This window comes from Microvirga sp. BSC39, from assembly GCF_000739015.1.
Classification (GTDB): domain Bacteria; phylum Pseudomonadota; class Alphaproteobacteria; order Rhizobiales; family Beijerinckiaceae; genus Microvirga.
The window spans coordinates 101,432-113,331 of record NZ_JPUG01000053.1; the positions used below are offsets into that span (position 1 = coordinate 101,432).

Here is an 11,900-nt window from a genome sequence, read left to right on the forward strand (position 1 = left end):
GGTGTCATGAGAAGAAGCCATGCATCCACCAGCGTCCGCCCTCGGCGGTGGGGGCATCGCGGAAGATCCAGAAGCGGCCGCCCTGTTCGGTCTCGACGCGGTAGTAGTCGCGGGCGAATGAACTCTTGTCGCCGTTCCACCATTCCGGCGTGATGCGTTCCGGCCCGTCGGCCTTGGCGACCTTGTGGCGGACCTTGCGCCAGATGAAGAAGGCCGGCGGATGATCGGGCAACAGGGCGGTCGCCACCACGGGCTCCGGCGGATCGAGCAGACGCGTGGGGCGCGGCAGGTTCTCCGGCCAGACGGAGCCGGTCGGCGGTGCAAGGGCAGGGATCCGGCGCGCCATGCGTTCAGGCACGAGGCTCTGGACGGGCGCAAGGCGATAGACGCGCCGCATGCCGATTCGGGCGCCAAGCCGGTCGACGAGCGGACCCATGTCCGCATCTCCGATATCCTCTTCCCCAAGGCTGCGAGCCTGGATCTGCGTCTCGCTCAGCGGCTCGACCTTGCTCGCGATCAGCACCATCTCCTCGATGCCGAAGCCAGGGTCGATGGTTTGCAGCCGCTCGTCGAAGAGTCCGGCCAGATGAGCCGCGTCCCTGTTGGCTCTGGCCGTGCCGACCCGCAGGCAGGCGCTCTTCTGATCGACGCGCTGGAAAATGAGGTCGAGCCGGCGCACGCCTTCGCCACGGCGGTCCAGTTGCCGGCACAGATCCTTGGCAAGCCGCAGCAGCACGCCCTTGAGATCCTCGAGCCGGGCGACCGGCTCCGCGAAGGCACGAGAAGCCGTCGGTGTCTCCTTAGGGATCAGCGGCGTGATCGGCTCGAAGGCATGGCCCAGGGCCTGATCGAGTCGCAGGGCGACGTCGCGGCCGAACCGCCGGACCAACGGCGCGCGCGGCATGGCGGCGAGCTGTCCGATCCGCTCGATGCCGAGCCGGTGCAGGGCATTGAGCTTGTTGGGAGCGATCCTCAGGGCACGGATCGACAAGGTCGCCACGGCATCGACCATCCGACCTGTCGGCACGACGCCACCGGCGCCATAACGAGCCACCGCCCAGGCCGCCCCCGGGGCATCGGCGACAGCCGCTTTGGCGGCAATGCCCTGCCGCATCAGACGGCTGGTCAGATCGCTGAGCAACTCGTCCTCGCTACCAAAGAGATGCGCCACACCCGCGATATCGATCCAGAGACCATCCGGCGGGTCAGCCGCCACCACGGGCGAGTAGCCGATGGCCCACCGCGCGAGTTCCCGCAGCGAGGCCTCGTCCTCGTCCGGCGCGGCTTCAACCACATGCAGGTTGGGCACCAAGGCCTGTGCCTGCGCAAGAGCCATGCCGACATGCAGGCCTGCCTCTTGCGCAGCCGCGCAGGCGGCACGCACGACGCGGCGCGATCCGACCGTATGAACGGTCACGAGCGGCTCATGACGCGGCGGCTCGCCGGTCCGCCGCCTGATCCGATCGGTCGGCCAGGTCGGCAGGTAGAGCGAGACGACCCTTCGCATCGCAGGCCTCCAGGATCCAGGTACGGGGTTCGGCGCCTCGGCAGCGCAGGAGTTCGACGTGCCAGCGCTCCCGCCCGAGACCAGGAGCCGGCATCAATTCTGATGGGGCAGGGGCGATGCGCCAGCGGGTCACGGCGGCCGTCGGTAGATGAACCAGATCCTTCTCGGCCAATGTCCACCAGCGTCGGATGACAAGCGCGGTCACGCCTGTGGCCTCAGCCGCGAGCTGCAGACGGCGCGAGGCGATGAGGCTCATGCGCGTGACTTCGCCGACGACCGCTGCCAGCCCCTTATCGCGCAGCCCTTCCTCGATGAGCGGCAGGATCTCCCGTTCGCGCTCAGCCTCGGCATAAATGACGCGGTCGGGGTGCAAGCCAGCACGCAGGAGACCGGGCGCGAACAGGTCCCGGCGCGTCAAGCACCAGAGCACAGGCCCCTTGAGGCGGGCCGCAATCCCTGCAGTGAAGAGCGTGGTGCTGCCGGCGAACTCGGAGGCGAGGCCCGCCTCGATCATCTCATGCAGCGCACCCCGAGCGAGGCCGCCGCCTGGCAGATGCTCATCAAGAGCGTGAAGACCGAAAGGCAGAAGCTTGGTCTTGTGTGACCCGCCCTCGAACCGAGCAATCTGGAGCCGCAAATCGGCAAGCCTGTCCTGTTGCCCGGGGTTCATGGAATCCGTGCCGAAGCCAAATCTGTTGTTGACGATGTTCCTATTATGTTCTCATTCGGAGATGAGTCAAATACACGCAGCAGTAGTTGTGAATTTCGGGGAGAAGAGTATTCGTTCAGGCGCGATGGAACTCTTGATCGATATCCTCGTTCGGCGATGGGCGACGATCTGGGAGTGAAACAGTCTGCACATTTTCGTGATATCTGGTGTCAAGAGTCCCTTCCATAAGGGCTTAACCAAGCCATTTTCTACGAATCCTGCACGGAATGTGCCCGTCCTGCCTGAAGCTCTTTTCACGCCAGCCAATGAATAGGCTATCCGGCCAGACGAAGTCCTCGCATCATCTTCCTATAAGGCTCTGCCCAATTTATCTTTTTACAAGATCGATCAAGTGGCGTCTGCCGGCCAGTTCTCCCTTGCCGTGCAGGGAGTGACCCGGCTCTTGCGAGGAACACATGAGCACAAAAGCACATGGGCTGAGGACATCGTTCCTGGCTTCCTCCGCGAACTGATCAACGTGCCCGAGACACCCTCCTCAGAGGAAGAGACCAACGCAGTCGCGCAGGGCACTGGCATCGACATCGTCGTGAGCCAGCCCTTGCCCGCGATTCCGCAGAGCGAAGGCGCTACAGAGCGCAGCTCCTCCTCTGCAACTATTGATGGTGCGATGGAGAGCCGGCCAGCCAGCTCGTGGGACGATCCTGATACCTACTTCGTCCAGGCGCAGCGTCTCGTCGGCCCAGAAGTGCCGCTGCAGGTCCTCGGTGCGGGAAGCAGAAACCTCTTGCAGAACATCGTGCGCGCCCTCGGTGCTCCGATGGTATACGCGCTGCTTGCGCTTCTCGTCTCGACAGCAACGGTCTTCGGCTGTGCGCGGCGCATTCGCGTGACCAGCGGATGGGTCGAGCCTAGCTTGCTCGGAGGGATCCTCGTCGGACCGCCGGGCGCACTCAAATCCCCAACATGCGACGCTTTTATCAGAGCGCTGTTCATGATTGAGGCGCACGAGGGACAGATGCATCACGAGCATTACCAGCGTCTGGCGGATGCTCGTCTGGTAGCGACTGTGCGGGACAAGGTTTATAGCCAGGAAGTCCACCGCGCGGTTCTTGCTGGCGCTCCACCGCCGCCGCGCTTGCATGTCACGGCAGTCGATCTACGGGATCCTCCTGCGCCTGCTCTGGTCTCCACCTCAGGAAGTCCGGAGGGATTCCGTCATGGCTCGGGCTGAGCGAGCCGGCCAGGATCTGAAACCCGGGGTCGACGGCGCCGAGGTCGCGCATCGAGCCGTTCGTCAGAACGCCCCGAGCTCCCAGTCCCTTATGGATCGCTACGTTGACCTCACCCCAGAATGAGCCGAGTCCAGGACGGGGATCAATATCCTGCAGAACGACGACGGCAGGACCGGGGTGAGCTGCGACATACCTATAGTAGGCGATCCGGCGAGCCCTCAGAGCCTTAGGTGAGGCTTCGCTTGGCTGCGAGCTACGGATCAGCCCCGTGCGGGCGTAGCCCACGATGGCGGGCAGATTGGGATGGGCGGCGAGAACCGTCTGGGTCGTGAAGCCTTCCGCTGTCCGGCGACCCAAGACCAGCTCGATGGCGTTGCACACTGTCGGCGTATCAACAGCCGTAAGGGCAGCAAAGACTTCGAAAGACAGCACCTGTTCCATTTCCAAGCTTTCCTACGTCGATGCGTTGTTCTCGAAAGGCGATCACGGCCTTAGGCGATGTGCTCCCAGACATCGTCCTGCGGCTCGTAGCCGATGAGCTGCCGGGTGGTTTCGATGTCCCAAGGCATGTTCCGGTTGGCTGACATGCCGTTGACCACGATGCCGGGCTGCGGCCAGGTTTCCTCCTCCGAGAGAAGCGCCCGCTCGATCACGGCCACGAAGTCCCGGTTTGAGAGCCACATGTTGCGAAACCACCGCAGGTCGCGTTCGGTGTCAGGGCCTGTGCTTTCCTCCGCGCCGGGCAGGCCAGATGTGTTGATCGTCTCCGGCCTGTTCTCCCCCGGCTGGCACCAGCCGATCCGAACGCACACACTGGTCAGGGCGCCTCCCGAGCGATGCGCCTCGGCGAGACAGGCTCTCTCGCCCATCAGTTTCGACGCTGCGTAGGCGAACCCTTGCACCATCTCATGGCCGTTGAACCAGCGCGTTCCCGGACCTGGTGGTAAAGTCGTGGTCAGAGCGCCTGCGTTCAAACCATCGGCCAGGGGCGGGTCCTTGTATTGGCCCATCACATGGTTCGACGAGGCGAACACGACGCGGCGCGTGCCCGCCTGAGCGGCGGCTGCCAACATGTTGAGCGTCATGTCGAAGGACGCACAGGCATCGCTCCAGGGCGCATCGGGATAAGGATTTTGGGCTGCAAAATGAACCACGGCATCAACCCCGGCTAAGGCGTCACGAAGGCTCGAGCCCGTCGGCGCTGCGAGGTCAACCTCAACCCACCGTACCTTGGCCGGGTCGTCGCTGTTCGTTGCAGGAAGCGACCGATCGAGGGCCACGATGCGCTCGCACCACTCCCGCCTGAGGAGGCTGGCGATCAGCTTCCGGCCAAGGTTGCCGCCGGCGCCGGTGACGAGGATGGAACGGATGGGGGCTGTCATGCTCATGACCGTGGGATCCTCCGGAACTGCTGGCCCCTTGTAGTATAGTCATTAGACCACTTTCGGACTTGTCATACCAGATGGCAGCGTCCACACTGCCCCGTCTCGTCCGCTCCTTGAGCTTAGGGCCGAGCCGGAAAACGAGAATAATTTTTTGGAGGAAACCGTGAAACGTCTAGCGCTTCTGCTGTCGACTATCGCCATGGTGGGTCTCTCCGCCTCGGCCCACGCCCAGACCGTGATCAAGGCAGGCCACGGTGCACAGGCCGGGCATCCGACCCAATTCGGCCTCGTCAAGTTCGGCGAGCTCGTGGCCGCCAAGACCGGCGGCAAGGTGAAGGTGGAGGTCTATCCGGACCGCCAGCTCGGCGAGGAGCGCGAGATGGTGGAGGGCCTGCAGCTCGGCACGGTGGACATGGCCGTGGTGTCCACGGGCCCGCTCAACGCCTTCGTGCCCCAGGTCGGCGTGATCGACCTGCCGTTCCTGTTCAAGGACTCGCAGCATGCCTACAAGGTGCTGGACGGGGAGGTGGGGCAGGACCTGCTCAAGCGTATGGAGCAGAAGGGCATCCTCGGTCTCGCCTGGTGGGAGAACGGCTGGCGGCACCTGACCACCAAGAAGTCCATCAAGGCTCCGGACGACCTCAAGGGCGTGAAGCTGCGGACCATGCAGAACCCGGTTCACATCGCGGCCTTCAAGCAGATCGGCGCAGCACCCATTCCCATGGCCTGGGGCGAGGTGTTCACGAGCCTAGGACAGGGCGTCATCGACGCCCAGGAAAACCCCGTGACGGTCATCTACACCAACTCCCTCTGGGAGGTGCAGAAGTACCTGACCCTGACCGGGCACGTTTACGGGCCGCATGCGGTGATGTTCAGCAAGGCCGCTTGGGACCGGCTGCCCGCCGATCAGCAGAAGGCGGTTCGCGAGGCCATCACCGAGGCCACGGCCTATCAGCGCGAGACCTCCCAGCGGCTCGAGAAGGAGCAGCTGGAGGAACTGAAGAAGAAGGGCATGGTGGTGGAGACCATCGACACGGCCCCGTTCCGCGCGGCCACCGCCGAGATCGCGTCGAGCCAGAAGAACGTGGATCAGGCCATGCTGGAGAAGATCCGGGCCGCCGGCAACTGATCGCTCGACGACCGATCGCGTTTAAGTCTCCTCTCGACCGGACGCGGCGCTCGGTGCCGCGTCCTTCCATTCTCCCGGGGGATGTCAAATGAGTCTCGCCCGCGTCTGGGCCTTCATCGAGCGCCTGGTGCTGATGGCCCTTGTCGGCCTCTTCGCCGCGATGGTCGTCGCCTGCACGGCGCAGGTGATCTGGCGCTACCTCTTCAATGATCCTCTTGTGTGGTCGGAGGAGCTGGCGCGCTACCTGTTCATCTGGATTTCCTACATCTCCGCCTGGGTGGCCTGGAAGAACCGCTCGCACATCGCGCTGGATGCGGTGACCTATCTCAACAGCCCGGCCATGAACGCCTGGACGGGCCGCGCCGTCGAGGTGCTGGTCCTCGGCTATTGCCTCTACACCCTTCTCGCGAGCTTCCAGATCGTCGGGATCACCCACTCGCAGCCGTCTGCAGTGCTCGAACTTCCTATGAGCATCGTCTATGCGGGCTACTCGGCCATGGCACTTCTCATCATCGGTGACATCCTCGTCGGCTGGCTGAGCGGTGGCCACCGGGACGCTGCTCCCAAAACGCTCGCGTCGGAGCTCTGACCATGGCGACCGTGCTGCTCATTGGCTTTGGCCTCCTGCTTCTGGTCAACGTTCCCGTCTCCTTCGCCCTGGCGATCGCGTCGCTGGCGGCGCTCCTCTATGGCGGGCTGCCCGTGACGCTGGTGGTTCAGAAGATGACCGCCTCCATGGACAGCTTCGTGCTGCTGGCGGTGCCCTTCTTCCTGCTGTCCGGGCACCTGATGGGGCGCAGCGGCATTGCCAGGGACATCGTGGATTTCGCCGATTCTCTCGTCGGCTGGCTGAGGGGCGGCCTGGCTCATGCGAACATCGCCTCGGGCACCCTGATGGGCGGCATGACCGGATCCGCCGTGGCGGAAGCCTCCTCGACGGGCGGCGCCCTGATCCCGCCCATGATCGCAAAGGGTTATGACCCGCCGTTCACCGCTGCCGTCACGGCGAGCGCCTCGACCATCGCCGTGATGGTCCCTCCGTCGATCCCGATGATCATCTTCGCCGTGGTAACCGGAGTGTCGGTGGGCGACCTGTTCATCGGCGGCGTCATTCCGGGCATCCTCATGGCCCTTGCCCTGATGGTGACATCCTGGCTCCTCGCCCTCAGCCGCGGCTATCCGAAAGGCAAGCGGCCGTCGCTCGGAAGCATCGGTCGCGCCACGCGGGCGAGCCTCTGGGGGCTGTTCATGCCCGTGGTGATCATCGGCTCGATCCGCTACGGGATCGCCACTCCCACCGAGGCTTCGGTGGTGGCGGTGCTCTATGCGCTCTTCGTCGGCCTTTATGTCTACCGCACCATTACGTGGCGCGACATTCCCGGAATCATTAGGGACACGGCAGTCACCACCGGCATCGTCATGCTGATGATCGCAGCAGCCTCCCTCTACGGCCTCATCGTCACCCGCGAGCAGATCCCGCAGGCCGCCGCCCAGATGATTATGGACATCACCCAGAATCCGTATCTCGTCCTGATCCTGATCCTCGGGGTCTACCTCATCGCCGGCATGCTGCTGGACCTCGGCGCCAACATCATCATCCTGGTGCCGGTGCTCTGGCCCTTGGTGCGGAGCCTGCAGATCGATCCGGTGCAGTTCGGCATCGTGACGGTCCTGGGGCTCTCCATCGGGCTGATCACCCCGCCGGTCGGCGCCAGCCTCTTTGTCACCTGCGGAATCGCGAAGACGAATCTCCTGGACGGGAGCAAGGCCGTGCTGCCCTTCATCGTGGCCCTGATCCTGGTGACGCTCCTGATCATCTTCTTCCCGGGCGTCGCGACCTGGCTGCCGTACAGCGCCAAGGGCTGAACGAAGGAAAGGCACGGAAAAGTGCGCTGCCCCAGGCCTTTCAGACAGCCCGGGAGCCCCTGTGGCGCCTGCCTCCGTCATCAGAACCTCTGTGGCGTTTGCTAAAAGACCATTGACTAAACTGGTATGATGACATCATCTTCGTGAAAACGCCCTTAAAGCAGGGAGGAGGAGCGGGATGCCGCTCGCGACGCAACGCCACGAGCCGACGGAGGCAGGTCAGCCGTCAAAGCTGTCGGCCGGCCCGGTCTCCGTCGAGCTGAATCCGTCCGGCACCGCTCTTCGCGACGTGGCCTTCGATGGAGAAGTCGTGCTTCGCGGCCTTGCCTTCGTGGCCCGGGACGAAAACTGGGGCACGCTGCCCCTCGCCGCGGCCCCGCAGATCCGCAGGTCCGGCGATGGCATCGAGATCGAGGCGTCCGGCCAAGGCGATCATCCCAATGGCGATCTGTCCTGGCATGTTCTGTTCCGGATCTCACCCAAGGGCGTCGAAGCTCGCTCCACGGTGCGCTCCTCGCGGGGATTTCTCACCAACCGCACGGGTCTCGTGGTTCTGCACGGCCTCTCCGCCTGTCGCGGCCAGGAGGTCGTGGTCACCCACGCGGACGGCCGCAGCACCCACTCGGCCTTTCCGGTCCCGATCTCTCCCCATCAGCCCTTCATAGACATGGCCGCGCTGGCGCACCGGACTGCGCGGGGCACCGCGGTCCTGATCGCGTTCGACGGAGAGGTGTTCGAGACGGAGGACCAGCGCAACTGGACCGACGCCTCCTACAAGACCTACAGCCGCCCCCTGGCCCTGCCATTCCCTTACCGGATCGACGCGGGCGAGACGGCCGAGCAGAGCGTGCGGATCGCCTTCGAGGCGGGAGACACCGCGTCCGCGAGCGTCGGGACGGGACCCCGGATCGAGAAAACCGCGCCGCTGCCTCGTTTGGAAGCCGGTCTCCCGATCGTTCGCCCGGTTCCCGATGCGGCTGTCTCGTCGGCCCTTGCGGGATTGTCCCTCCACGCGGTTGCCCTTGAGGTCGATCCCGACGAACGGGATTGGGCCGACAGGCTCGAGCAGCATCTGGCCGCCGTTCCCGGCAACATCCGCCTGAACTGCCGTTTGAAGGATCGCACCGATCACGCAGCGGTGCTGAACACAGTCGGCAAGATTTTGTCCGGCCGGCAGCCCCTCGGCATCTCCCTCTGGGATGCAATGCAGGAGGCGGTCGATCTCGCGCGCAGGATCTGGCCCGATACGCTCATCGGAGGCGGCACGGGAGCATTCTTCACCGAACTTAATCGCGGGAGCCTGCCGTCCCTGATCGACTATGCCACCTGGACGACGAATCCGACCGTTCACGCCCAGGACGACGACACCCTGGGCGAGAGCATCGAGCCGCTCGCGGACATTCTCGCCACCGCACAGGCCAAGGCTCAGGGTCTCGACCTCGTGATCGGGCCGCTGACGCTGGGCATGCGGTTCAACCCCAATGCGACGAGCCCGGAAGCGCGCCGGGCGGAGACCGCGCCGGATCCCCGGCAGCACACGGTGCTGGCCGCGTCCTGGCTGCTCGGCACCATCGCAGGCTTTGTCGATGCCGCCGTCAAGGATCTGATCGTCTTCGAGGTCGCAGGTCCCAAGGGCCTCGTTCAGGCGGATGGCTCCCTGTCCCCGTCGGGCCACCTCGTCTCCCGGCTGGCGCCCTTGGCCGGTTGCAGGGCCGAGGTCGTCACCTGGCCCCACGAGCCGCGGGCACGGGGGCTTCTGGTTCATGCGCCCGAGGGCAGGGTTCTTGCTCTCATCCAAGCCCGCGCCGCGCCGGCCGCTCTTGCCTTGCCGGAGGGGCGGTGGGCGGCATCGGAGCGCTTGCATCTTACAGGTTTCACAGCCGGTCCGCAGCATGCGGGCGGCATGATCGATGTCGATGGGTTCGGCGTGGTGTGGCTTGCCGAAGCCAGCTGACAGCTAAGGGCGAAAGCCCCATCGTTCCACACCTGGGAGGACAGAATGAACACGACGAGACGGCAGTTTACCATCGGTGCTCTCATGGCCGCAGCCGCGGGCACCACGCCGATGCTGGTGCAAGCCCAGAGCGGCAAGACCATCGCCGTGCTGTTCGACGGGCTCTACTCCGAGTTCTGGGTCGCCGGCATGCAGATCATTAAGGACGAGATGAAGAAGCGCGGCTACGCCGTGCTCGAAGGCATCTCGGACAAGGACGACAGCAAGCAGTTCGAGCAGGTTCGCGCCATGATCGCCCGCAAGGTCGATGGCATCATCATCGTGCAGACCGACTCGAAGGCCGTGATTCCGGCAATCCGCGCGGCCAACCGCGCCAATATCCCCATGGTCCACTTCAACCGTCCACCCGCCGAGTCAGACGCCTATTCGGTGGCTGTGGTCGCCGACAACCAGACCATCGCCCGCGAGGCGGTGCTCCATTCCTGCCGCACCGCCAAGCAGGCCGGCGGCAAGTTCAAGGCCGCCATCCTCATCGGCAACCTGGGCGATCCGAACGCAATTCAGCGTCGCGACGGCTTCCAGGAGGCGGTGTCCCAGTTCTCCGACACCATCGAGGTCGTGGCCCGCATCCCTACGGAGTGGAACTCCGATAAGGCTTTTGCTGGCCTCACCAATGCGCTTCAGGCGAACCCCGACATCAACTTCCTCTTCACCTCGTCGGACTTCCTGATCCCGCAGATCACTCAGGCGCTGAAATCCGCCGACAAGTGGGCGCCCATCGGCGATCCCAAGCATGTGATCTTCACCGGCTTCGACGGCTTCCCGACTGCCTATGAGCTTATGGAGCAGAAGTACATGGACGCCTGCGGCGTGCAGAACCTCTTCTTCGAGACCAAGCTCGCCATCGATGCGATCATTCAGATGCAGGAGGGCAAGAAGCCGGAGAAGGTTCTTCTCGATCCGGGCTTTGCCATCACCCAAGCCAACATGATGGAAAAGCGCGAAGAGATGTGGGGCTATACCCTCCTCAAGCAGAAGAAGTCGGGTTGATCGCTCCGGGTCGAACGGCCTTGGGGCGCGCAAGGCAGCGCGCCCCATCCCTGCTTTTAGGAGGTTGAATGTTGGTCTCGGAAGCCGTGTCTCGCAGGGCGGAGCGCGAGGCGGGCCGCAGCAGGTGGAAGGCTGCGGCGCGCTTCATTCTGTCGGAATACCTCGTTCTCGCCCTGTGCGTTCTCTACACCCTGGTCATGATCCCCTTCGTGCCGGAGATCGCGACCGTGGAGGTTTGGCAGAACATCCTGTCCGACATGATGCCGCTTCTGATCGTGTGCCTCGGTCAGACCATCGTTCTCATCATCGCGGGGATCGATCTGTCGGTGACAGCGATCATCAGCTTGGCGAGCGTTGTCGGCGCGTCGATCATGACGCAGAGCGACGGCTATCTCTCGGGCCCGCTCGCGGCACCCGCCGCAATGGCCGCGATGCTGCTGGTCGGCGCCGGAATCGGATTGCTGAACGGGCTCTCCATTACCCGGCTCAACATGCCGGCATTCATGGTGACGCTCGCGACCACCACCTTCTTCGGCGGCAGCGCGATCTGGTACACCACGTTTCATTCCACCACCACATCCATCTATGATCTGCCGGACATGTTCATCTCCATCGGAGACTGGGACATCGCGGGCATTCCCATCGCGGTCGTCATCGCGGTCGCCGCGGCCCTGATCGTCCATGGCGTCCTGGCCTACACGATCCTCGGGCGCTGGCTTTATGCGGTCGGCAAGAACCCACGCACGGCCTATGTCTCGGGAGTGCCGGTGCGCACCACTATCATGTCGGCGTTTATCCTGTCCGGCATGCTCGCGGCGCTCGCCTCCATCGTCTACACCGCGCGCCTTCAGACCGGCACGCCCATCCTGGGCGAGCGCATCCTGCTCGATGTGATCGGCGCGGTGGTGATCGGCGGCACCAGCCTCTTCGGCGGCAAGGGCAAGGTGATCTGGACGGTCTTCGGCGTCCTGTTTCTCGTGCTGATCGACACCACCCTGAAGCTTCTGGGCGCATCGCTTTTCGTGATCTACGTCATCAAGGGCAGCGTCATTCTCGCAGCCGCCCTGCTCGATACGCTGCGCACCCGCTATCTCGGCGTGAGGTGAC

General features: G+C 64.3%; 11 protein-coding genes. 7 read left to right on the forward strand and 4 right to left on the reverse strand.

From position 1 onward, the window contains the following. Positions 1-4 precede the first annotated feature (4 nt). A complete protein-coding gene (locus MA07_RS07780; RefSeq protein WP_036348888.1) occupies positions 5-1,507 on the reverse strand; it encodes a DNA polymerase Y family protein in 1,503 nt (500 codons plus the stop codon). Continuing rightward, positions 1,425-2,177, reverse strand: a complete 753-nt coding sequence (locus MA07_RS07785; RefSeq protein WP_036348890.1) for a hypothetical protein — start codon at positions 2,175-2,177, stop codon at positions 1,425-1,427. Before MA07_RS07785 ends, MA07_RS07780 begins: the two co-directional genes overlap by 83 nt. A gap of 391 nt (positions 2,178-2,568) precedes the next feature. Here MA07_RS07785 and MA07_RS29520 point away from each other — a divergent pair, with 391 nt between their 5' ends. Further along, entirely contained in the window at positions 2,569-3,408 is an 840-nt protein-coding gene (locus tag MA07_RS29520) for a DUF3987 domain-containing protein (protein ID WP_152568771.1), read from the forward strand. Here MA07_RS29520 and MA07_RS07795 read toward each other — a convergent pair. Both MA07_RS07795 and MA07_RS07800 read right to left on the reverse strand, forming a co-directional pair. After that, positions 3,320-3,850, reverse strand: a complete 531-nt coding sequence (locus MA07_RS07795) for a hypothetical protein (protein ID WP_052002925.1) — start codon at positions 3,848-3,850, stop codon at positions 3,320-3,322. The genes MA07_RS29520 and MA07_RS07795 overlap by 89 nt on opposite strands. A gap of 50 nt (positions 3,851-3,900) precedes the next feature. Continuing rightward, on the reverse strand, positions 3,901-4,797 hold the full coding sequence (locus tag MA07_RS07800; RefSeq protein WP_036348897.1) for an NAD(P)-dependent oxidoreductase: 897 nt from the start codon (positions 4,795-4,797) through the stop codon (positions 3,901-3,903). A gap of 160 nt (positions 4,798-4,957) precedes the next feature. Here MA07_RS07800 and MA07_RS07805 point away from each other — a divergent pair, with 160 nt between their 5' ends. The 6 genes from MA07_RS07805 (at position 4,958) to MA07_RS07830 (ending at position 11,899) form a co-directional block, all read left to right on the forward strand. Then, positions 4,958-5,923: a TRAP transporter substrate-binding protein gene (locus MA07_RS07805; RefSeq protein WP_036349129.1), complete on the forward strand. Its 966-nt coding sequence runs from the start codon at positions 4,958-4,960 to the stop codon at positions 5,921-5,923. 88 nt (positions 5,924-6,011) lie between these two features. Then, a complete protein-coding gene (locus MA07_RS07810) occupies positions 6,012-6,512 on the forward strand; it encodes a TRAP transporter small permease (RefSeq protein ID WP_244445186.1) in 501 nt (166 codons plus the stop codon). Between the two features lie 2 nt (positions 6,513-6,514). After that, a complete protein-coding gene (locus MA07_RS07815; RefSeq protein ID WP_036348901.1) occupies positions 6,515-7,789 on the forward strand; it encodes a TRAP transporter large permease in 1,275 nt (424 codons plus the stop codon). 178 nt (positions 7,790-7,967) lie between these two features. Further along, entirely contained in the window at positions 7,968-9,743 is a 1,776-nt protein-coding gene (locus MA07_RS07820; RefSeq protein WP_036348905.1) for a hypothetical protein, read from the forward strand. A 45-nt stretch (positions 9,744-9,788) separates the two neighbouring features. After that, positions 9,789-10,793, forward strand: coding sequence for a sugar ABC transporter substrate-binding protein (locus MA07_RS07825; RefSeq protein ID WP_052002927.1), 1,005 nt, complete (start codon positions 9,789-9,791; stop codon positions 10,791-10,793). Positions 10,794-10,861: 68 nt separating this feature from the next. Beyond that, positions 10,862-11,899, forward strand: coding sequence for an ABC transporter permease (locus MA07_RS07830; RefSeq protein ID WP_036348909.1), 1,038 nt, complete (start codon positions 10,862-10,864; stop codon positions 11,897-11,899). Position 11,900: the final 1 nt, after the last annotated feature.

Coding starts and splice junctions, on each gene's coding strand:
- MA07_RS07780 (WP_036348888.1), bottom strand. CDS start 1,507: ATGCGAAGGGTCGTCTCGCTCTACCTGCCGACCTGGCCGACCGATCGG.
- MA07_RS07785 (WP_036348890.1), bottom strand. CDS start 2,177: ATGAACCCCGGGCAACAGGACAGGCTTGCCGATTTGCGGCTCCAGATT.
- MA07_RS07795 (WP_052002925.1), bottom strand. CDS start 3,850: ATGGAACAGGTGCTGTCTTTCGAAGTCTTTGCTGCCCTTACGGCTGTT.
- MA07_RS07800 (WP_036348897.1), bottom strand. CDS start 4,797: ATGAGCATGACAGCCCCCATCCGTTCCATCCTCGTCACCGGCGCCGGC.
- MA07_RS07810 (WP_244445186.1), top strand. CDS start 6,012: ATGAGTCTCGCCCGCGTCTGGGCCTTCATCGAGCGCCTGGTGCTGATG.
- MA07_RS07815 (WP_036348901.1), top strand. CDS start 6,515: ATGGCGACCGTGCTGCTCATTGGCTTTGGCCTCCTGCTTCTGGTCAAC.
- MA07_RS07820 (WP_036348905.1), top strand. CDS start 7,968: ATGCCGCTCGCGACGCAACGCCACGAGCCGACGGAGGCAGGTCAGCCG.
- MA07_RS07825 (WP_052002927.1), top strand. CDS start 9,789: ATGAACACGACGAGACGGCAGTTTACCATCGGTGCTCTCATGGCCGCA.
- MA07_RS07830 (WP_036348909.1), top strand. CDS start 10,862: ATGTTGGTCTCGGAAGCCGTGTCTCGCAGGGCGGAGCGCGAGGCGGGC.